Raw genomic sequence first — 20,204 nt, 5'->3', positions numbered from 1 at the left:
AGTTTAAATACGAGAAGATGTTTAAAAGGTTTCGAATGATTGCCAAACTGTTGCAAGTAACGCGATACCTTCATTGATTTGCTCAAAGGTAAGCCCACCATAACCCATAATGACCATAGCCCGTTCAGAGTTGTGCTGATAGGAGGTTGAACATGGGTAGACTTTGATTCCTACCTCTTGTGCAAGCCTAATTGCCTCCTGTTCAGAAAGCCTTTTTGGTAATTTCATAACGATGTGTAGTCCAGATTTTTCACCAATTACTTCGAATTCATTTGAAAAATGGGTGTTAATAGCTACTAATAGTGTCTGTTGCTTTTTGCGATAAATAGTGCGCATTTTGGCTAAATGCTTATCAAATAAACCTTTCGCAATAAAATCGGCTAACACTAGCTGATCTATTTTGGAGACAACGGATTTTTGTTCTTGATTAAATAACATAAATTCTTCGACTAATGATTTAGGCAAAATCATATAACTTATGCGCAATGATGGGATAAGTGTTTTGGAAAAAGTTCCGAAATAAATAACACGTTGAAGCTGATCCATTTTTGCTAAAGAGGGGATAGGGAGCCCCTTATAACGAAATTCTGAGTCATAGTCATCTTCAATAATATATGCCTCCTCAGCAGTCGCCCATTGGAGAAGTGCTGCACGCCGTTCAACAGGCATAACCATGCCTAGTGGAAACTGGTGTGCGGGTGTTGTGTATAACATGTGGATTGAATTTTTCGGTATAGTAACCCCTGAGTTATCAACAGGAATAGCATGAGTTGTTAATCCACATTGTTGCAATGTTGCACGTACTCTTGTAAAGCCAGGCTCCTCTAAGCCAACATGTGCTTTTGGACCAAAAAAGTGACATAGAGCTTGAAGCTGAGTTTGTGTACCACTATACACAAACACCTGTGATGCCTCGCAAGGAACGCCTCTGGATCGTTCAACATAACGAGCGATTTCCGTCCGCAATATAGCTTCTCCTGGCCAAGGACTAGTCGTTAAATTATCCACATTGAAGTGCTTTTTCAACAGCTTATGCCAGGTGGAGAATGGAAAAGCCTCCTTATCCACATGTCCGTTATTAAAATCAAATTTTAAAGTATATGTAGTTGATGCATTAGCTGTGGATATGTGGGGTTTTTGCTGCTGTTCCCATTCAAATTCAAAGGGCGCTATAAAATAGCCAGAGCGTTCCTTACTATAGATATAGCCTTCAGCTAGTAATTGCTCATAAGCTTCCTTAATTGTATGGACACTAACGTCAAGCGTTTGTGCAAGAGTCCGTTTAGAAGGCAATTGCTCATCGGCCATCAGTTTTTTGCTTAAAATTGCTTGTTTTATTTCTTCGTAAATTTGCACGTATTTCGGTGAATCTCCAGTAAATGAAATCGGTAATTCCAAAATGTTGCACCTCCTGGTATGGTGTATTTTTAGAAAATTGACTCTATCTATCATATCAAAATTATCGTTAAATATTGAAAAGGAGTGAAGCAAAATGGAGTTTTTAGCGTTAGAAAATGAGGTCGTATTACTGAAGCCATTAGCACAAGAGCATAGGCAAGGAATATTAGAGGCTGCAAGTTATCCAGAGATTTGGTTATATATGTCCGCAACTATAGAAAAAATGGACGATGTGAATAAATTTGTGGATAAGGCATTACTCACAAAACGAGAAAAAAGCGAGTTCCCATTCGTAATTGTGGATAAAAAATCAGGACAAATCATTGGCTCGACACGATTTATGGATATTGATGAAACGCATAAACGGCTTGAAATAGGTACTACATGGATTACACCTGCTTTTTGGCGTACTGAAATTAATACGAATTGCAAATATCTATTATTACAACACTGCTTTGAGGTGTTAAATCTACAGCGTGTACAAATTAAAACAGATCATGAAAATGTACGTTCACAAAGGGCAATTGAGCGTCTAGGAGCAACAAAGGAGGGGGTCCTACGTAATCATATGGTACGTAAGGATGGAACAACTCGCCATACTGTGATGTACAGCATTACGCTACAAGAATGGCCACAAGTGAAAAAACATTTGCAGCAGTTGTTAATTGACGCTACTGAGAAATTGGGATAAAGAAATTATTATATTAAAAAAAGAATGGTCATTAGTCGACCATTCTTTTTTTATAGATAAACCCTGCTACAATCCAAGTTACTAATGACCAAACAATGATTGTAGCCATTGGAATAATGACATCCATTGTTGAGTGGGTTCCTTCTAAAGCCTCTGCTAATAGTACCAATTGAGAACTTGGTAACCACTCGGCAATTTTTAAAATAGGATTAGCAGAAGGCATAACTAGTGCAAGAGGACCGAATGAGAAAATAAGGACAACGGGTAGAGTGACAAGAGTTCCTTCCATAATAGTTTTTGAGAATAAGCCACATAATGTTCCTAGTGCAATATATAAAACGGTCGAAAGTATTAAAGCGATAGCTAGGATGAAAAGATTAGCTGGGTTATAGCCCACAATGAAAATAGTTAATGCTACAACTACTATCGTAATGATAAAGACAAACAAGCTTTTACCAATTAAAATATCGCCAAGTGAGGCAGGGGAAAGCATAAGACTACGAAGCGTATTTTTTTCTTTCTCCTCTGCAATTAGACTGCATTGTACATAGGTAGTCACCATAGAAAATGTCATATTAATTAAAAGGAAATAAGTGGCGATAGTAGTTGAGCTCGATTTGATGAAAATTGCCAAAACAAGTGGCATAAGTGCCATAACGGATACCGCATAGTTACGTGAAAACTCCTTATAATCCTTCATAAAAATAGCTTGTATACGTGTCATTGAAATGTTCATACTAAATCACTCCCTGTTATTTGCATAAAAATAGTCCCTAGTGTTGGCTCGTTCGTATAAATGCGAGAAACTTCGTTCGATTGCATCCAATGAAACAGTTTTTCTGCATCCTGTTCTCCACTTTGAATGACTTCACTAGTGCCATTTTTTAATTCAACTGTAATGGATTCATCGCCAAACTCTTTTTTCAAATCCTTTGGCGCACCAATTGCTCTAATTTTCCCTTTATGTAAGAAGGCTACACGATTACAAAGTATTTCGGCTTCACTCATATCATGTGTTGTTAAAAATATTGTCGTACCCATCTCGTTTAATTTACGCAAGCCATTATAAATGTGCTGTGTATTAACAGGATCAAGTGCAGAAGTTGGCTCATCTAAAAACAATAATTCTGGTTTATGCATGATAGCACGTGCCAGTGTAACACGTTGCATCATTCCTTTAGAAAGCTGACTAATTTTCTTCTTACGGTCGCTGTATAAGTTAACAAAATCCAATGCCTCTTTTACGGCTGAGTTAGGTAATTGATATAAATTACTGTATAGTATTAAATTCTCCTCGATTGAAAGACGCGTATATAGTCCGCTATTATCTGTTAAAATACCGAAGCGTTTACGATTGTTACTTTGTTTCATCTCACTCGCTGGGCGACCAAATAGTAAAACATCGCCTGCAGTTTTTTCAGTTTGTGCTGTTAATATTTTAATAGTAGTTGTTTTTCCAGAACCACTAGGTCCAAGAAAGCCGAATATTTCTCCTTTTTTAATGGTAAAGGAAACATCCTGTAATGCTGTTTCCTTATTAAATGTTTTTTTCAAATGCTGAACATCGATCACTGCGTTCATTTGAAAACCTCCCTGTGTTGTTGTTGATGTCTCAACTATAAGGGACAATGAAAATCTCAACATTAAATTACAGGTGAAAGGCGATAAAATGACCGTTAGCGGAGAAATATTTTAGCTGACAGGAGTCGTTTATTTCCTGGGAAATCTACTAAATTCCGAGTATTTCCTTTAAATCTGCAAGCTTATTTTTCGACAAAGGTACTACGGTCTTTTCAGCGCTATTTAAGGCTAGACTATAGCTATTGCGAGTCCACGTTATGATTTCCCGTACCTTTTGTAAGTTAACGATATAAGAGCGATGACTTCTAAAGAAGCCGAACGGTGTCAATTTTTGCTCAAGTTCATTTAGTGACAATGTACATGGATAGGCTTCACCTGCAACATACACTGAAACAACCCCTTCAACACTTTCGATAAAGTCGATTTCAGGGGGATTGAATAAAATGATTTTGTCATTTTTCTTCGTAGGGATTTTATCAAGTCGAATCGGTGCACTTTCAAGAGAGGGAGAAGCTAATTCTGTCTCATCTTCTTTCACATCTAATGCATGTAAGCCCATTGTATCCAGTCTATGTATTTCTGTACTCGAGACGATTAAATCCTCAAGGTTGTTAGACAGTAAAATGACTGTTTTATCCTGTTTTTGAAGAGCATCCAATAACTGAATGACTGTTTGCTTGGAAAACTCATCTAGATTTTGGAATGGTTCTTCTAAAACTTGAATCGGTGCCTGATTAAGATATGTATGAATTAATTTTAAACGTTGCTTTTCGCTATTTGAGAGCTTGCTAATTTCAGTTTAATATCGAAAAATTGCGAGATTTCAGCTTGAGATTGTAAATAGCTCCCATGGTTGTAGTTTGAATTGTTGAAGTCCATAAAGCCATGCTGACCTAGATATTGCCTCGTGTGAACAGCTGGTAATGTATCGAGTGTTTCTTTTAACTCATGGACATCAAAGCTTTTCTCATGACTTGGTAAAATAACAAGTGTCGGACAAGAGGGGTTTACATCTAGGTATTGGCGAATGCGTGAACCATAAACGCAAACGACTCCTTGTAATGGCAGCTCTGATAGTCTCCAAGCTAATGTTGCACCTACACTAAATCCGATTAACAGCACTTCGTCATAATGTGATCTAGCCTCTAATACTTTTTCGGCTAGTTGTTCGAGGGGAGCATCAAAGCCTATTTCATTTATGAAATAATCATAAGCCTGCTGTTCTTGTTCGTATGGAAATATTCTATTGTCTGAATATAAAGTAATGCACTCGACAGTAGTGTTGGCGTTACTATATGCCTCAGCTTGCAATTTTATAAAATCGTTGACTCCATAAATCTCATGTAATAAAAATACTTTCCTTTTCATTTTGACCTCATATTGTTTTTTCCAATAGTGTATCAAAAAGTAATCATATAGTATATTTTTAGGAAATTTTGGTCTGTGATTTATTATTTTAAAATAATTATCTAACAGTTAACGAATTTCCCTTACATAAAAAGTAAAAAATCCGCGCAGACTTTTGTAGCTATTGATTTAACCACAGAAAGCGAGGCAGATTTTTCTATTGATATAAGTATTTATTTTAAAGCTTTAGACATAAAATCCTTCATTTCCATACTAAGCGTATTAAGCTCATCAATGATTTCACTAAAGTCCTGAACAAGTTGTGCCTGTTCGTTTGTGGCACCATTTATTTGAGTCATGTTTTTCTTTAAATTTTCAAGATTATGATTGATGCTTCGAAGTGAGGTTTCGATGTTATCAGTAGCAGTAGTTGTTTCAATAGAAAGCTTGCGAACTTCTTGTGCGACTATATTGAATCCGGCACCATGTTGACCTGCACGTGCTGCCTCAATCGATGCATTTAATCCGAGTAAATTGGTTTGACGAGAAATATTTTTTATCAAATCCGTAATACCATTTGTTTTCTCGGCATCCTCTAAAGCAAATTGTGTCTGCTTATTAATTTCCTCACTAGTTGCAGCTAACTCCTCCGAATGAGAGGCAATTGTATGTACTTTATCCTGTAGGTTTTGGATAATGTCATTCATAGTAACAATATATTTCTCCATTTGTAGAGAATCGTCAATAGGTATTCCAAAGGCTAGCGCGCCTACGATTTGCCCATTTTCGCGAACAGGAAAAGAAAATGCGTTAAATTCCACACCATATATTTCTTTTGGTACAGGTTCATCAGTACTTTTGCCTTTAAGTGGGAGATGTAAAATTGCATCACCTGGGAGAATTTTTTGCCCAACTTTATAACCAGAATCTATCCGTTTCCCAGGTAAATAAGCAATAATACTCTCACTCTCTTTATCTACTAATCCAATCATAGACTCGCCTTTCATAGCTAAATGAATGTAAGGCAATGACGCTGATAATGCTTCAATAATATTCATAATAACCTCCTTGGTATATGTAAGCTCTGTTATAATCCCGTTTTTTGAAAAAACGTAATTTCTGGAAAGTAATGCTTCTTTAATTGTATGAAAAAAAGAAAAGGATAAAAAGACTAACTTAATACCATAATCCTTTTAAATTATACGTAATTAAAGTTTTATATGTTTCATTTATTTATGGATATGCGTAGTGCTCTTTTGCAAACGAGGGGTTGATTACCGTTCAGGCAGGGCGCATTGTAGCTGCCGCTTCGCTTTCGCCCAGATAAAACATTTGTAGCTGCCGCTTCGCTTTCGCCCAGATAAAACATTTGTAGCTGCCGCTTCGCTTTCGCCCAGATAAAACATTTGTAGCTGCCGCTTCGCTTTCGCCCAGATAAAACATTTGTAGCTGCCGCTTCGCTTTCGCTACAGAAAACATTTGTTGTTGTTGTCGCTAAGCTTTCGTACAGTGACAGCAACAGCAGGATGCTGGTCATGAAGGCGTTATTACACGATGTAAAGCTTTTAGCCTTCGTTCCTCTACCGCTGATCCCAAGGAGTCGCCCAGCCGTAACGAAGATCACATATATCTCTGGTATGACATTTAATTCATAATAATAAAACTATGTGCTTTTAGTGAAAGCAGGGGTACGCTCGCGTCACTGTTAAAAGTTCGTTTGTTCAAATATCCGCGATAAGCCATAGCGCCCATTTTTAAAACGCATAAAATTGATAAATCTTTCGCAAAGTTTAACATAGCTTTCTCTTTTTTGGACAACCTAAATTAGAAAAAATAGCATGAGGTGATGATCATGAAAATAGAAAGGTCGTCCGATTGGGAAGAAGGCTTTATAAATAAACTAAAGAATCTTGAAAAATGGGATAGTTGGACATTGTACAAGATGAATTATGACATTGTGAAAATGAAGTTAATTACTGATTTCACAGGTTTACAGGCGACAAAGTATTTACCAAATTTAAAGCCTCTTACGCACCAGTTGGAAGCGGCAGAAACAGTCATTGAACGTATGAATGGAAAGGCGATTCTGGCTGATGAGGTAGGTCTTGGTAAAACAATTGAAGCGGGTTTAATTTTAAAAGAATATTTGATTCGAGGACTCGTTAAAAGAGCGTTAATATTAGCACCGGCATCTCTTATAAACCAATGGATTGAAGAATTAAATATCAAATTTCACATTCCAGCAATAGCTTATAAAAAAAATGTTCCGATTGAGCGCTATGATGTCCTTATTATGAGTATGGATACGGCGAAGAAGAGTCCTCACAAAGAGCGTATTTATGAGCAGGATTACGACATGATAATTATCGACGAGGCTCATAAACTAAAAAATCATAAAACCCAAATTTATGAATTCGTACAAGGCTTAAAGAAAAAGTTTTGTTTATTATTAACGGCTACACCGATTCAAAACGATGTTTTTGAATTATTTTATCTTATTTCTTTACTTAAGCCTGGTCATCTTGGCAATTATGATACATTTCAATCTGCATTTTCGGCAAGTAAGCATGATTTAGAGCATAACGATTATTTAAAGGAATTAGTGAATCAGGTGATGGTGAGGAATAGGAGGGAGGACACGGGTATTGAATGGACAAATCGCCGTGTTCAAATTGTGCCTATTCGATTTACGAAGGAAGAAGAAGAGGTTTATAACCTGCTCGGAACGCTTCAAAATACAGGCTCTTTTTCAATGATTACATTGCAGAAGGAAATGTGTAGTAGTAAAGAGGCAACAGCTTTAACGTTAACTAAGATGCTTGAAGACAATGCTCAATCACAACAAATTGAAGATATACTAGCAAAATTAATGGCATTAGAAGTGAATTCAAAGGCGAAAAAGACACTTGAAATAGTCGAACAGGCCAAGGATAAAGTAATTATTTTTACAGAGTATAGAGCTACTCAAATTTATTTGCAATGGTATTTACATTCTAACGGTATTACGAGTGTCCTGTTCAACGGTAAATATAATAAAAGCAAACGTGATTACATGAAGCATCTTTTTAAGGAAAGGGCACAGGTTTTAATCGCTACAGAGGCAGGCGGTGAGGGGATTAACCTTCAATTCTGTCATCATGTGATTAACTATGATTTGCCTTGGAACCCTATGAAGCTAGAGCAACGGATTGGTCGTGTACATCGTTTAGGGCAAGAGCATGATGTTCATATTTATAATCTCGCTATCGCCAATACGATTGAAGAGAATATATTAGCATTACTTCATACGAAAATTGATGTTTTCGAAAAGGTAGTAGGCGACTTAGATGCGATTCTATCTAACTTTAAAGAATCTGTATAGTGTAAGGGAGAAGGACTATGTATCCACAGCAAGTTCATAGTTATTTACGAGAATTTTTTAATGAAAATGATTGCCCTATTTTAAGGGAAGATCAGCATTATCTCACGGTACAATTAACAGTTGATATTGATAAAAGGATAATGAATCGCCCTTTTTATTGGCAATACGTAGAGGCTACAAATACTGAGGCAAATCCAGCCCAAGTAACTTTTATTACAGATCAAACGGCATCAGCTGGGAGCCTTTATGGCGAAGCTATTCATTTCGGCTCTCCGAGAATGAACCAGCTTTTTCAAGCAACAAGGGAGCTAGGAGCTTATGTTCAGCTTTTTGAGAAGGTGGATACCGCAATAGGGCAAGTGATCCTTACGCCATGGTTAGGTGTTAATTTTAAAGTGTCGTATTGCTGCGACCAAACAAAAGAAATGCTTTATTCATTTGGTATAAACTTGCTAACTGGGGTCATAAAAGAGGATTTTCAAGAAACGATATGTACATCCGATTTTGATACTGTTCCAGCAGATAATGCTTTTCATGTGCAATTTATTATAAAGCCCCTTAGAGCACTTGAAAGATTAAATGCTACTATTGAAAAACTCATTGAACAAGATGATCATTCATGGGCTACTGAAGCCAAAAAACGATGGCAACGTGATCAGCGAGTACTTGATTATTTTTATGAAGAGGAAGATGACAAACCCGAATGTTATGATGTTGAAAAGAGGGCATTAGAGGAACAATACGATACAAAAATTAAAATAGAAATTATTAATGGTGGAATATTTTATCTTTATTAAACGAGGAGCTGTCCTATTAGGAGGGACAGCTCCTTGTCATTTAATCTTCTTCAAAAATACTTTGTAGTTGAGCCAATTTATTATCCCAAAATAAATCAAAATACTGTAGCCAGTCTTCAATTTCTTTTAGTTTTTCGGCATGTAATGTGTACACTTTTTCTCGCCCCTTTTTCTGGGCAGAGACTAGCTCAGCTTGTTCTAAAATTTTCAAATGCTTTACAACAGCGGTTCTGCTTATAGAAAAATTCTCAGAAATAAGCGAGATCGGTTTATCACTTGAGGCAAGTAGCTGTAGGACATGACGTCTTGTTGGATCAGCGATAGCTTGAAAAACATCATACTTTACAGCAAGTGGTGTCATTGTGATTCCACAACTTCTTTTAATTTTTTGCCGACAAGCATTGTCCAGCCGCCGTCCATTGTTGTACGAATAGCTGCAGCAGGCATGTTTGCTTTAGGAATAATATGCGAAGCTTCTTTCCAGCCACCATGAGTTAACGTAAATTCTGTTTGCTCACCAATTTCTTTCAGTTCGAAAGTGATAAACCATCCATCTGTATCCCATGCAAAACGAACAAAATGTGGTGCATCTACTTGTTCTACTCGACATGGTGAAGGTCCAAACGGTGATTGTATTGCAAATTCATGCCCTTCAATTGGCTTAAAATTATTTGGCATAAGCCAAGTAGCAATCTTTTCAGCGTCTGTTACTGTTTCCCATACTTTTTCAATCGGTGCATTGAGTGTAACTGTTTTAACGATGTTCTCTAGTTTTTCAGTCATTAAAAATGAACTCCTTTATAAAAAAATATAACCATAAGGTGTTATGAATATATAACACCTTATGGTTGCATGTCAATTATAATTACTTTGGATAAATTTTCACATCACGTCTTTTGGTGTAGTTGTACATATGTTAAAATTATTTTTATAATTTTCTGATTAAGGGGGAGGGTATTTAAAGTGGTGAACATGTCTGTCTTTTTATTAATGTGTATTTTATTAATTATTTTGCCTGGTCCGGATACGGCGATTGCAACAAAAAATACACTTACCGTAAGTAGAAAAGGGGGCTTACAAACTTTACTTGGTTCGTGCTGTGGATTATTGATTCATACATTTGCAGCAGTTATTGGACTTTCCGCGATTATTGTAAAGTCAGCATATGTATTTGCCATTTTAAAATACGTCGGAGCTGTCTATTTATGTTATTTAGGTATCAAAACCTTATGGGCATTACGAGCAATACTTACGCAGCCTCCTGTAGTGCAAGACGAGACCCAAATTGATCATAAATATTCGCAGCAATCATGCTTTAAGCAAGGCTTTTTAACGAACGTAACAAACCCAAAGGTGGCTGTATTTTTTCTCACATTTTTACCTCAGTTTGTAGATGGCAAGAGCGGTACATTTATACCGTTTCTTATTATGGGACTTATTTATACTGCGTTAACAGGATTTTGGTTTGTGTTTTATGTTTACTTATTGGATAAAATTAGCGCATTTATGAAAAAGCCGAAGACGAAAGCTGTAATCGAAGGATTGACAGGTGCAGTGTTAATTGGCTTTGGCATTAAATTGGCATTAGAAAAAGCCCATTAAGGGCTTTTTTTGCGGCTAAATTTTTGGGGGGAATTTATTTTAGTAGTAGGGATCACTAAACTTCACAGATAAATATTCCGTGAAGTACGTAATATTCAGCTAGAAGAACAGGAATCCAATGCTAATAATAATGCCAGTGAAGATTAAAATGAATAAACAAAAGCCCATTATATCTCTAGCCTTTAAGCCAGCAATTGCAAGGGCTGGTAGTGCCCAGAACGGCTGAATCATATTCGTCCAAGCGTCACCCCACGCGATTGCCATGGCAGTTTTAGCATAGTCGGCACCTAAAGAGGTTGCAGCATCTAGCATTATAGGAGCTTGTACTGCCCATTGCCCACCGCCTGATGGTATAAAGAAGTTAACAAGTCCTGCAGAGTAAAATGTAAACAAATAGAAGGTATGCTCATTGGAAATACTGACAAACCATTCTGAGAATACAACAGCTAAACCAGAAGCGGTCATCATACCCATAATCCCTGCATAAAACGGAAATTGAAAAACGATGCCTGTTGTTGTTTTAATAGCATCTTGTGCAGCAGCAAGGAAACGCTGTGGTGTCCCGTGAAAAATGATCCCCAACACAATAAAAATCGTATTGATCACATTTAAATCAAGAACAAAGCCTTTCGTCATAAAATGATGCACTAAAAATACGAGTCCAATAATAGCAATTAAAATCGTTAAAATATAACTTCTTTCAGAACGGCTAGCAAAGTTATTTTCAGGCTTTGGCAACTCCGCTTTTTCCTCTACTAATAAAGTAGGGTCAACCTCAACCGAGTCTTCTTCTGTTGGCATCATCCAACGATTAAAGAATGGTAATGTGAAGACAATTACAATGACTATAAATAAGTTATACGTTGAAAATAATGTAATATTTGTTGGGATGATCCCCATAATATCCGCAAACTTATGACCTTCAGTTGCTATGGATAACGGAATTGAGCCAGCTAATCCACCATGCCAAATAACAAAGCCTGAATAGGCACTAGCAATTAATAAACGATAATCAACTTTTTTAACATGACGAGCAATTTCCTTCGCAAAGAGGGCACCAATGACAAGCCCGAATCCCCAGTTGATCCAGCAAGCGATTAGCGATACAAATGTAACAATAATAATGGCCATTCCGGGTGTTTTTATTTTACTTGCAATGGCTGCTAATCCTTTTTTAAAAACAGGACTATTCGCTAAAATATGGCCTGCAGCTAAGACAATCACCATTTGCATTGTAAATTCTAGTAAACTCCAAAAACTACCTCCCCAGTATGTCACCATATCGAGCGGAGAAGCGTCTGTTAATGCAACCCCTAATAATAACGTTAATACTGTTAGTATAGTGACAAAAATATATGGATCAGGTAAATATTTTTCCATGATAGCATTTGAAATTCTTGTCAACGTTTTCATGTTTGAAATCCCCTTTCCTTTTCTGCCATCCCTTATGGCTAATTGTACATAGGAAAATGAATAAAGAAAGATAAAATAGGAATCAAGAACGATAAAACGAACGTAATGTAGAAATAAATGAATGATTACTGTCTCGGGATATAACTGTGATTAAAATCAAAACAAAGCCTTATGGCTATTGTGTTTGGTCCACATGTTTTTAAGAAGAAGGATAAGTAGAAAATGAGGAGAATCTATTACTAAATAGGGAGTTTTGGAATATTTTTTATAACAAATTAGAATAAATAGGGGGTATCTATATGGAGTTGCGAGATTTAAAAGCTTTTATGACCGTTGTTGAACATGGGAGTTTTTCAAAGGCAGCTAATGAATGCTTTATATCACAGCCTTCATTAAGCAAAAGCATTAAAAAGTTGGAGAATGCTCTTCATGTAGAGTTGTTAAACCGATCTACACGTAATATAGAATTAACAGACGCTGGTAGTATTGTTTATAAACAAGGACAAAAAATAATACGTTCTGTACACGATTTACATATATTATTGGATGATTTATCGAACATCAAAACAGGTACGATTAAATTAGGAATTCCGCCGCTAATCGGCACACTATTTTTCCCTGAAATTGCTCGAAAGTTCCATAAGCAATATCCTAAGGTACATTTAGAGCTTGTGGAACGGGGAGCTAAAATGATCGGAACGTTAGTAGAGAATGGTGATGTTGATATGGGAATTGTCGTTATACCTACAGATGAAAGGAAATTTTCTGTCCAATCATTTGTGGAAGACCAATTTTTTGTCTTTATCAATGAGTCCCATCCTCTAGCTCAGCAAGAACATATTCGATTACAAGATTTAAAAAATGAAACATTCATTATCTTTACAGAGGAATTCACATTACATGATTATGTTATTAAATCATGTAAAAGTGTAGGGTTTACACCAATAATCGGCTATAAAAGCTCACAGTGGGATTTAATAGTGGAACTAGTATCCTCGAACTTAGGAGTGACACTTTTACCATATTCAATTGCGGCAAAGCAGACGAACAGAAATGTCAAAATTGTTCCGTTACTTAATTTTGACATGCCATGGCGCTTAGGCGTTATTACGAAGAAAAATTCTTATCAATCCTTTGCATTAAAGCAACTACTCCATACAATACGTTCTGGAAATTGATTTATGCACTTTTAGAATAAATAGTATTCTAATTTATTCCTTTACTTATAAAATGGTAGTAAGGTAGAATTTTTCTTAATAAACGAGAAATTTTAGGGGGTTTCGATATGGGGAAGGGGAAAGTGTGGAATTCGTTTGAGGAGGCCGTCGCCGATATTAAAGATGGAGATACATTAGCAGTAGGGGGCTTCGGGCTATGTGGAATCCCTGAAAAATCGATTGCATCGCTAGTTCAAAAGGGAACAAAGGACTTAACGGTCGTAAGCAATAACTGCGGTGTGGATGATTGGGGTTTAGGTCTTTTATTAGCAAATAAACAAATCAAAAAAATGATCGCATCCTATGTAGGTGAAAATAAAATTTTTGAGCAGCAATTTTTAAGCGGGGAGCTTGAAGTAGAATTGACACCACAAGGTACGTTAGCGGAGCGCATGCGAGCTGGGGGAGCTGGGATTCCGGGTTTTTACACAGCTACTGGAGTCGGAACGCCAATCGCTGAGGGGAAAGAAGTAAAGGTTTTTGATGGCAAGGAATATATTTTAGAAAAAGGTATTGTCGCAGACTTTGCACTAGTCAAAGCATGGAAGGCGGACAAGCTTGGCAATTTAGTTTTCAGAAAAACATCACGTAACTTCAATCCACTAGCTGCAATGGCAGGAAAAATTACGATTGCAGAAGTAGAGGAAATTGTTGAAGTTGGAGAGTTAGATCCAGATCATATTCATACACCTGGTGTGTTCGTGCAGCGCGTTTTACTAGGTGGCAATTATGAGAAGCGTATTGAGCGTTTGACGGTAAAAAAGGGGGATGCCTGATGGCTGATACAAGACAAAGAATAGTAAATAGAGCAGTAAAAGAAATACAAAATGGAATGAACGTCAATTTAGGTATTGGTATCCCAACGCTAGTAGCCAATGCAATTCCGCCTGAATATGACGTCCTTTTACAATCAGAAAATGGGCTTCTTGGCATTGGCCCATATCCAGCAGAAGACGTGGTCGATCCTGATTTAATTAATGCAGGTAAAGAAACGGTCACTGCAGTTCCAGGTGCCTCCTTCTTCGACAGTGCTGAATCATTTGCCATGATTCGTGGAGGCCATATCGATCTGGCTATTTTAGGTGGCATGGAAGTATCTGAAACGGGGGACCTTGCGAACTGGATGATTCCGGGGAAAATGGTGAAAGGTATGGGAGGAGCCATGGACCTTGTAGTCGGGGCGAAAAGAGTAGTCGTCGTGATGGAGCATGTCAATAAAAACGGTGAGTCAAAAATAAAAAAACGATGTGAGCTGCCGTTAACCGGAAAAGGCGTTGTGCATAGATTAATTACGGATTTGGCCGTTTTCGATTTTACGGATGAAGGGATGCAGCTTATAGAATTAGCAGAGGGAGTCACATTAGAGGAAGTGAAAGAGAAGACAACTGCTTCGTTTAGTGTAGCGTTAACAGTATAAATTAAATAAAAACCAGTTCTTTTGAAAGAGCTGGTTTTTTATTAGGAGTATTAATAAATGGATATACATGAACTAAAGTGCGATATTATCAAGCAATTTAGAAAGAACTCTGTTAAAAAGAGACCATTCATTGTCGCGATTGATGGATTAGGTGGTGCAGGCAAGTCCACTGTAGCTAACAAACTGGCGAAGGAGCTACAATCGATTTGTGCTGTAGAATTAATCCATATAGATCATCATATCGTCGAAAGCAGAAAACGTTATAATACTGGCCACGCTGAATGGTATGAATACTATTATTTACAATGGGATGTTGAATGGCTTAAAAATAATATGTTGTTACCCTTACATAATAATCATTTACAACTCCAACTTCCGATTTATAATCGATCAGCAGATACGGTGAGCGATAGAAAAATAAAATTAGATACGAATAGTATTTTGATAATCGAGGGCGTATTCCTTTTAAGGCATGAATGGAGGAATTTTTATGATTATTGCTTATTTCTAGACATCCCTCGAACAGTTCGAGAACAAAGAGTATTACAAAGGGATGCCTATATTGGAGATTTTCAAGCACGACTAAATAAGTATCAAAGAAGATATTGGCCAGCTGAGGAGTATTATGTAGAAAAGGAAAATCCATTAGCTGCTGCAGATAAAATTTGCGATTTTTTAAAGTAGAATTGTCGCTTCGCGGGTATTTACATGGATTGCGCGGGTATTTGTCTTCAATTCGCGGGTATTTCTGAAGAGCATGAAGGTTGATTGTGATTTTTCAGACTATTGGCTGTTCTCTAGCTCTATTTTGCCATTATACAATGATGGAAAAGGAGGAAATGAACTATGAGACAACAATGGTCAGATGAATTACAGGTGGCACAGGTACGTGTAGCAAGACCGACTGATAAAATAAAGGAAATTGAAGAATTTTATTGCGAAGGCGTAGGGTTAGAAAAAATAGGCTCTTTTTCAGGGCATCGAGGCTACACTGGCATCATGATTGGTCTTCCCAATGCAAGCTATCATTTAGAATTTGTAGAGCATATTGAAGGAAGTCCTTGCCCAGCACCGACAAAGGATAATTTGCTCGTACTCTATATTCCAAAGCGTTCAACCATACAGCGTATTACCGAACGCTTATTGCAAATGGGCTATCCTGAGGTGGATCCAGAAAATACATATTGGGCTGAAAAAGGCGTCACAATTGAAGATCCCGATGGCTGGCGTCTAGTATTAATGAACACAGAGGGGATTTAAATTCTTTTCTGCAGAATGTTTTAAGTACCGAAAGCAAAGCGGCGGGTACAAGTTTTCCACCTTTTATACCCTGCGAGGTATTGAAATGAGACCTTTAATAGGGAAGGCTAGAAAAGGGTATATAATAGGAAATTTATTACAAAAAACTTAAGCTGAGGCAATTAAAAAGATACCCCATCTCGTATACATGATGGGGTATCTTGTCTTGTAATGCTCTATTGTCCTAAAGAAGCCTCTTGATGATAATGAGTAGCAATAGATTCAATATCTAGTTGGTTATAGTTCGCCCAATTAGTCTTTTTAAAATCTTCCTCACTAAAGTAAATATTTAACAATTCATTCATAGATTTGTTCCCATTTGGTTCTGTTAACGGAGCAGACCAACTAATAGATGGAGTTTTAACGCTAGGTAGCTTAGACAGCTCTGCAAATATTTTAGTGGAATCCTTTAGCATTTGATTTTTCATACCTTTTTTCACATCAGTATCCTGTATAGAGATTGATACGATACCATTTTTTTCTTCCACAGTGAATTTATTTTTAACGATAGCTCCTACTATATCTTCAACGGAAGTATTTTTATCGACTGCAACTTCCTTTGGAGCAGTATTTTTCCCGCAAGCTGATAATAAAAGTGTGGCTAGTAAAAATAAATAAAATAACTTTTTCAATGTAATAACCTCCCTTGTTACTACCATATATGCGCAAAATGGAGGGAAATTATACAAAAAGAAGGTAGCTTTTTTAAGATTAACCTGGAGTTACATCCTCGTTTTAAGTGTGGTTCTCGAAAAGATCAGAAAAAACAATTGGAGGTATTCAAAAATGAACTTTTCAGAGTTTAAAAACTGTCTTTTGACAATAAGCGAAATAATTTATTTTGATAACGATGAGTATCTTCGTGAAAAAACGTCTAATCCGTTTAGATTAAAAGAAATGATAGACATTGCTGAAAATTTACTTGCAAATACAAAGAGTGAAGATGAGAAATATTTTCTAATGGAATGCTGGGGAACTTATATAGAATTTATGGAGAACCACAAAAAGCCATTAACATTTTAACGGAATGCATAATAATTGCCTGCGATCAGAACGACAGCAATCGAGAAATCACGTCATTAATACGCCTAGGAGAGGCAATTAAATATAACGGTCATCCAATGGAGGCATTAAAAATCTTCAACGATGTTTTAGATAAATGTAAGGCAAACAATAATTTGTTTTATGTGGACTTTGCCATGCAACATAAAGGAAAGTGCTTGTTAGAATTAGGAGAAATTACAGAGGCAGAAAATGCTTTAAAGAGGCATTAAAGTTAAGAGAACTTAAAGGTGATGTATCACTTATTGAATCTACCAGACAAGCATTGAATTTTATTAAATAAAACGAAACACATTTTTATGTAAAAGGATGGGCAATTTATCCTTATAGGTTCATTTAAATCAGTATAATTTGAATGCAGATTACAAAAACTTGTAGTAAACGGAGACCGTCATTTATGATGGTCTTTTTTTATACGATGATCTTGTAAGCGTATACACTTTTAGCAGAGTTTTTTTTCCTTTAACTATTGAATTGCTAGTGAAAACAATGTATAGTGAAGTGATTTGTCTGACGTCTGACTGTCTACATATTTTCAGTTTTAAAATCTAAAGCTGTTATTCAAGTTTCAATAATGGAACATAATGAGTGAAAGAAGGATTTGTAGTTTCGGATATCGAACGCGCAAAAATTATTAATATAATTTATGGAGGAACTCATGAGATACTTAATATCCATTTGTGGATTGCTACTTGTTTTTGGTTTAGCTCTGTTAATGAGTAAAAACAAAAAAGAAATAAAATATAAAAACATAATTATTATGTTGATTATCCAATTTTTATTTGCTGCATTACTGCTAAATACAAAGTTTGGTTATGTTCTAATCAAAGGATTTACAAATGTATTTGATCATTTATTGTCTTACGCAAGTACGGGCATAACTTTTGTTTTTGGTGGTTTAGCGAATGAAGGGGAGTATTCCTTCTTCTTAAATGTGTTATTACCAATTGTATTTATATCTGCATTGATAGGGATCTTACAGCATTTTAAAATTCTTCCTTTCGTCATGAAATGGATAGGCTTACTTTTAAGTAAAGTAAATGGCATGGGGAAATTGGAATCATATAATGCTGTTGCGTCTGCAATGGTAGGTCAATCGGAAGTATTCATTACTGTAAAGAAACAATTAGATAAAATTAGTCCACAGCGAATGTATACATTATGCGCATCTGCAATGTCGACCGTTTCTATGTCAGTTGTTGGCGCATATATGACAATGATTGAACCAAAATATGTTGTAACGGCGATTGTGTTGAACTTGTTTGGCGGATTTATTATTGTTGCAATCATTAATCCGTATACAGTAGAAGAAAGCGAAGATATTTTAAAAATTGAAGATGAGCAGAAGCAAACTTTCTTCCAAATGCTTGGAGAATATATCATGGATGGTTTTAAAGTAGCCATCATTGTTGGAGCTATGCTGATCGGTTTCGTAGCATTAATGGATTTAATCAATTCACTATTTGATATGATTTTAGGTATATCTTTCCAAGATATTTTAGGTTATATCTTTGCACCAATTGCTTTCCTAATGGGTGTACCTTGGGCAGAGGCTATTACTGCCGGAGGAATTATGGCAACTAAATTAGTAACGAATGAATTTGTTGCAATGAAGAGCCTTGGAGAAGCAGCGAAGTCTATGAGTGCACATACAGAAGGTATTATTTCGGTGTTCCTTGTATCCTTTGCAAACTTTGCATCTATCGGTATTATTGCTGGAGCGGTAAAAGGTTTGAATGTAAGACAAGGGGATATAGTTGCTCGTTTTGGTTTAAAGTTGTTGTATGGAGCGACACTCGTTAGTATTTTAACGGCTACAATTGTAGGTTTCATAATTTAATAAAAGTTGAACTGCACTCCAACAGGGGTGCAGTTTTTTTATGATTAAAGTGAGTGGTGAGCGCAATCATGGATAACAGTTTAGTGTAAGAATAGAAGGGGAGTTTAAATGATCCTCGGTCCAACAACATTAGGCATTTTAACTTTTTTTACATATGACGAATTGTAATATTAAGTGCAACACCTAGAAGTCAATATAAAAGAAGCCCATAACGACCTCGTGTAGAATGTAGTTACCACACCAACATTCAAACGGAGGAATCGTTATGAGCTATACCCATCTTACCATATCAGAACGTGTAAAAATAGAAACATACCTTGAACTTGATTATTCGATTCGTAAAATAGCGGCACTCTTAAATCGTCAACCTTCTACAATTTCAAGAGAGATAAAACGCCACGCCGGTAGTACGGCTGAGGAAGCGCAAGTACGTTACCATCAAAATAAATCCAACTGTGGTGCCAAGTCAAAATGTACGCCTGAAGTAAAAGAAGCTGTTCAAGAAAAGTTGTGGGATACTTGGTCGCCTGAACAAATTGTCGGTCGCATGTATCAAGGACAGCTAAGTTTTAAAACTATCTATCGCTGGATTTACGATGGACTTTTAGAAGTGCCTGCCACCGTTCTCCGTCAAAAAGGAAAGCGCCAAAAACCCCGTGAAACAAGGGGAAGATTTAACATTGGTACACCAATTTCTAAACGCCCAAAAGAAGTACGTAAACGTGAAACCTTTGGACATTGGGAATTAGATACAGTTGTATCTGGACGTGGGAAAGCAAAAGGTTGTGTAGCAACATTTATTGAGCGAATGACACGATGGTATGTTGGCTTTTTGATACCAGATCGCTCAGCTCAATCAATGGAAAGAGCAGTACGCCTACTTCATACTAAATTACCAAAAGACACTATAAAAACAGCCACAACAGACCGAGGTAAAGAATTTAGCTGCTATAAAGTGTTAGAAAAAGACTTGAAAATTGATGTTTATTTTGCGGATGCCTATTCTTCTTGGCAGCGTGGAAGTAACGAAAATGGAAATGGATTACTTCGCGAATTCTTCCCTAAGCAAACAAATTTCGATGAAGTATCACCAGAAGAACTAACAGAAGCATTAAACTATATCAACAATCGACCAAGAAAATGTCTTGGTTGGAAAACTGCAAACGAGGCATTTAATGA

Annotated in this window: 23 protein-coding genes; 13 read left to right on the top strand and 10 right to left on the bottom strand. The window is 36.6% G+C overall.

What is annotated here, in order from left to right; all coding sequences use genetic code 11:
* Positions 1-21 precede the first annotated feature (21 nt).
* A complete protein-coding gene (locus ABE34_RS02960; protein WP_197140361.1) occupies positions 22-1,398 on the bottom strand; it encodes a PLP-dependent aminotransferase family protein in 1,377 nt (458 codons plus the stop codon).
* Positions 1,399-1,492: 94 nt separating this feature from the next.
* On the opposite strand from ABE34_RS02960, the gene ABE34_RS02955 reads away from it, so the two are divergent.
* Positions 1,493-2,089, top strand: a complete 597-nt coding sequence (locus ABE34_RS02955) for a GNAT family N-acetyltransferase (protein ID WP_197140359.1) — start codon at positions 1,493-1,495, stop codon at positions 2,087-2,089.
* A gap of 31 nt (positions 2,090-2,120) precedes the next feature.
* Here ABE34_RS02955 and ABE34_RS02950 read toward each other — a convergent pair whose 3' ends face one another.
* The 5 genes from ABE34_RS02950 to ABE34_RS25365 all read right to left on the bottom strand — a co-directional run bounded on the left by ABE34_RS02950 (position 2,121) and on the right by ABE34_RS25365 (position 6,075).
* Entirely contained in the window at positions 2,121-2,825 is a 705-nt protein-coding gene (locus ABE34_RS02950) for an ABC transporter permease (RefSeq protein WP_197140357.1), read from the bottom strand.
* The gene (locus ABE34_RS02945; protein WP_197140355.1) at positions 2,822-3,670 is read right to left on the bottom strand and encodes an ABC transporter ATP-binding protein; all 849 of its coding nucleotides are present in this window, start codon (positions 3,668-3,670) and stop codon (positions 2,822-2,824) included. Before ABE34_RS02945 ends, ABE34_RS02950 begins: the two co-directional genes overlap by 4 nt.
* Positions 3,671-3,818: 148 nt before the next feature.
* Positions 3,819-4,328, bottom strand: a complete 510-nt coding sequence (locus ABE34_RS02940) for a LytTR family DNA-binding domain-containing protein (RefSeq protein WP_241747265.1) — start codon at positions 4,326-4,328, stop codon at positions 3,819-3,821.
* A 98-nt stretch (positions 4,329-4,426) separates the two neighbouring features.
* On the bottom strand, positions 4,427-5,038 hold the full coding sequence (locus ABE34_RS02935) for a dienelactone hydrolase family protein (protein WP_197140354.1): 612 nt from the start codon (positions 5,036-5,038) through the stop codon (positions 4,427-4,429).
* 212 nt (positions 5,039-5,250) lie between these two features.
* Positions 5,251-6,075 carry a methyl-accepting chemotaxis protein gene (locus ABE34_RS25365; protein WP_197140352.1) on the bottom strand — a complete coding sequence of 275 codons (825 nt, stop codon included), beginning with the start codon at positions 6,073-6,075 and terminating at the stop codon, positions 5,251-5,253.
* A 788-nt stretch (positions 6,076-6,863) separates the two neighbouring features.
* Between ABE34_RS25365 and ABE34_RS02920 the strand changes: the two genes are divergently transcribed.
* On the top strand, positions 6,864-8,378 hold the full coding sequence (locus ABE34_RS02920) for a DEAD/DEAH box helicase (RefSeq protein ID WP_241747264.1): 1,515 nt from the start codon (positions 6,864-6,866) through the stop codon (positions 8,376-8,378).
* Positions 8,379-8,395: 17 nt separating this feature from the next.
* A complete protein-coding gene (locus tag ABE34_RS02915) occupies positions 8,396-9,175 on the top strand; it encodes a YqhG family protein (protein ID WP_197140346.1) in 780 nt (259 codons plus the stop codon).
* 40 nt (positions 9,176-9,215) lie between these two features.
* Here ABE34_RS02915 and ABE34_RS02910 read toward each other — a convergent pair whose 3' ends face one another.
* Both ABE34_RS02910 and ABE34_RS02905 read right to left on the bottom strand, forming a co-directional pair.
* Complete coding sequence (locus ABE34_RS02910; RefSeq protein WP_197140344.1) at positions 9,216-9,536, bottom strand: ArsR/SmtB family transcription factor; 321 nt, start codon at positions 9,534-9,536, stop codon at positions 9,216-9,218.
* Complete coding sequence (locus ABE34_RS02905; protein WP_197140343.1) at positions 9,533-9,958, bottom strand: SRPBCC family protein; 426 nt, start codon at positions 9,956-9,958, stop codon at positions 9,533-9,535. The genes ABE34_RS02910 and ABE34_RS02905 overlap by 4 nt, the downstream gene beginning before the upstream one ends.
* 189 nt (positions 9,959-10,147) lie before the next feature.
* Between ABE34_RS02905 and ABE34_RS02900 the strand changes: the two genes are divergently transcribed.
* Positions 10,148-10,777: a LysE family translocator gene (locus tag ABE34_RS02900; RefSeq protein ID WP_197140434.1), complete on the top strand. Its 630-nt coding sequence runs from the start codon at positions 10,148-10,150 to the stop codon at positions 10,775-10,777.
* A gap of 99 nt (positions 10,778-10,876) precedes the next feature.
* Here ABE34_RS02900 and ABE34_RS02895 read toward each other — a convergent pair whose 3' ends face one another.
* Positions 10,877-12,190: a short-chain fatty acid transporter gene (locus tag ABE34_RS02895; protein WP_197140341.1), complete on the bottom strand. Its 1,314-nt coding sequence runs from the start codon at positions 12,188-12,190 to the stop codon at positions 10,877-10,879.
* Positions 12,191-12,489: 299 nt separating this feature from the next.
* Between ABE34_RS02895 and ABE34_RS02890 the strand changes: the two genes are divergently transcribed.
* The 5 genes from ABE34_RS02890 to ABE34_RS02870 all read left to right on the top strand — a co-directional run bounded on the left by ABE34_RS02890 (position 12,490) and on the right by ABE34_RS02870 (position 16,084).
* Positions 12,490-13,368, top strand: coding sequence for a LysR family transcriptional regulator (locus ABE34_RS02890; RefSeq protein WP_197140339.1), 879 nt, complete (start codon positions 12,490-12,492; stop codon positions 13,366-13,368).
* Positions 13,369-13,475: 107 nt separating this feature from the next.
* Positions 13,476-14,183, top strand: coding sequence for a CoA transferase subunit A (locus ABE34_RS02885; protein WP_197140338.1), 708 nt, complete (start codon positions 13,476-13,478; stop codon positions 14,181-14,183).
* Complete coding sequence (locus ABE34_RS02880; protein ID WP_197140336.1) at positions 14,183-14,824, top strand: 3-oxoacid CoA-transferase subunit B; 642 nt, start codon at positions 14,183-14,185, stop codon at positions 14,822-14,824. The genes ABE34_RS02885 and ABE34_RS02880 overlap by 1 nt, the downstream gene beginning before the upstream one ends.
* Before the next feature lie 57 nt (positions 14,825-14,881).
* Positions 14,882-15,508, top strand: a complete 627-nt coding sequence (locus ABE34_RS02875) for a kinase (protein WP_197140334.1) — start codon at positions 14,882-14,884, stop codon at positions 15,506-15,508.
* 162 nt (positions 15,509-15,670) lie between these two features.
* The gene (locus ABE34_RS02870) at positions 15,671-16,084 is read left to right on the top strand and encodes a VOC family protein (RefSeq protein ID WP_197140332.1); all 414 of its coding nucleotides are present in this window, start codon (positions 15,671-15,673) and stop codon (positions 16,082-16,084) included.
* A gap of 215 nt (positions 16,085-16,299) precedes the next feature.
* Here ABE34_RS02870 and ABE34_RS02865 read toward each other — a convergent pair whose 3' ends face one another.
* Positions 16,300-16,755 carry a hypothetical protein gene (locus ABE34_RS02865; RefSeq protein WP_197140330.1) on the bottom strand — a complete coding sequence of 152 codons (456 nt, stop codon included), beginning with the start codon at positions 16,753-16,755 and terminating at the stop codon, positions 16,300-16,302.
* Between the two features lie 154 nt (positions 16,756-16,909).
* Between ABE34_RS02865 and ABE34_RS02860 the strand changes: the two genes are divergently transcribed.
* From ABE34_RS02860 to ABE34_RS02845, 4 genes are all read left to right on the top strand, one after another.
* A complete protein-coding gene (locus tag ABE34_RS02860) occupies positions 16,910-17,146 on the top strand; it encodes a hypothetical protein (RefSeq protein WP_197140329.1) in 237 nt (78 codons plus the stop codon).
* A gap of 98 nt (positions 17,147-17,244) precedes the next feature.
* The gene (locus ABE34_RS02855; RefSeq protein ID WP_197140328.1) at positions 17,245-17,397 is read left to right on the top strand and encodes a hypothetical protein; all 153 of its coding nucleotides are present in this window, start codon (positions 17,245-17,247) and stop codon (positions 17,395-17,397) included.
* A gap of 446 nt (positions 17,398-17,843) precedes the next feature.
* A complete protein-coding gene (locus tag ABE34_RS02850; RefSeq protein WP_197140327.1) occupies positions 17,844-19,025 on the top strand; it encodes a NupC/NupG family nucleoside CNT transporter in 1,182 nt (393 codons plus the stop codon).
* Positions 19,026-19,290: 265 nt separating this feature from the next.
* On the top strand, positions 19,291-20,204 hold a 914-nt coding region (locus tag ABE34_RS02845), incomplete at its 3' end, for an IS30 family transposase (protein ID WP_197140326.1).

Source organism: Lysinibacillus sphaericus, assembly GCF_015844675.1.
Lineage (GTDB): Bacteria > Bacillota > Bacilli > Bacillales_A > Planococcaceae > Lysinibacillus > Lysinibacillus sphaericus_E.
This window is presented reverse-complemented; position numbering and strand designations above follow the sequence as displayed.

Coding starts and splice junctions, on each gene's coding strand:
- ABE34_RS02890 (WP_197140339.1), top strand. CDS start 12,490: ATGGAGTTGCGAGATTTAAAAGCTTTTATGACCGTTGTTGAACATGGG.
- ABE34_RS02900 (WP_197140434.1), top strand. CDS start 10,148: ATGTCTGTCTTTTTATTAATGTGTATTTTATTAATTATTTTGCCTGGT.
- ABE34_RS02920 (WP_241747264.1), top strand. CDS start 6,864: ATGATCATGAAAATAGAAAGGTCGTCCGATTGGGAAGAAGGCTTTATA.
- ABE34_RS02915 (WP_197140346.1), top strand. CDS start 8,396: ATGTATCCACAGCAAGTTCATAGTTATTTACGAGAATTTTTTAATGAA.
- ABE34_RS02885 (WP_197140338.1), top strand. CDS start 13,476: ATGGGGAAGGGGAAAGTGTGGAATTCGTTTGAGGAGGCCGTCGCCGAT.
- ABE34_RS02910 (WP_197140344.1), bottom strand. CDS start 9,536: ATGACACCACTTGCTGTAAAGTATGATGTTTTTCAAGCTATCGCTGAT.
- ABE34_RS02850 (WP_197140327.1), top strand. CDS start 17,844: ATGAGATACTTAATATCCATTTGTGGATTGCTACTTGTTTTTGGTTTA.
- ABE34_RS02875 (WP_197140334.1), top strand. CDS start 14,882: ATGGATATACATGAACTAAAGTGCGATATTATCAAGCAATTTAGAAAG.
- ABE34_RS02895 (WP_197140341.1), bottom strand. CDS start 12,190: ATGAAAACGTTGACAAGAATTTCAAATGCTATCATGGAAAAATATTTA.
- ABE34_RS02860 (WP_197140329.1), top strand. CDS start 16,910: ATGAACTTTTCAGAGTTTAAAAACTGTCTTTTGACAATAAGCGAAATA.
- ABE34_RS02855 (WP_197140328.1), top strand. CDS start 17,245: ATGGAGGCATTAAAAATCTTCAACGATGTTTTAGATAAATGTAAGGCA.
- ABE34_RS02905 (WP_197140343.1), bottom strand. CDS start 9,958: ATGACTGAAAAACTAGAGAACATCGTTAAAACAGTTACACTCAATGCA.
- ABE34_RS02955 (WP_197140359.1), top strand. CDS start 1,493: ATGGAGTTTTTAGCGTTAGAAAATGAGGTCGTATTACTGAAGCCATTA.
- ABE34_RS02935 (WP_197140354.1), bottom strand. CDS start 5,038: ATGAAAAGGAAAGTATTTTTATTACATGAGATTTATGGAGTCAACGAT.
- ABE34_RS02945 (WP_197140355.1), bottom strand. CDS start 3,670: ATGAACGCAGTGATCGATGTTCAGCATTTGAAAAAAACATTTAATAAG.
- ABE34_RS02880 (WP_197140336.1), top strand. CDS start 14,183: ATGGCTGATACAAGACAAAGAATAGTAAATAGAGCAGTAAAAGAAATA.
- ABE34_RS02950 (WP_197140357.1), bottom strand. CDS start 2,825: ATGAACATTTCAATGACACGTATACAAGCTATTTTTATGAAGGATTAT.
- ABE34_RS25365 (WP_197140352.1), bottom strand. CDS start 6,075: ATGAATATTATTGAAGCATTATCAGCGTCATTGCCTTACATTCATTTA.
- ABE34_RS02870 (WP_197140332.1), top strand. CDS start 15,671: ATGAGACAACAATGGTCAGATGAATTACAGGTGGCACAGGTACGTGTA.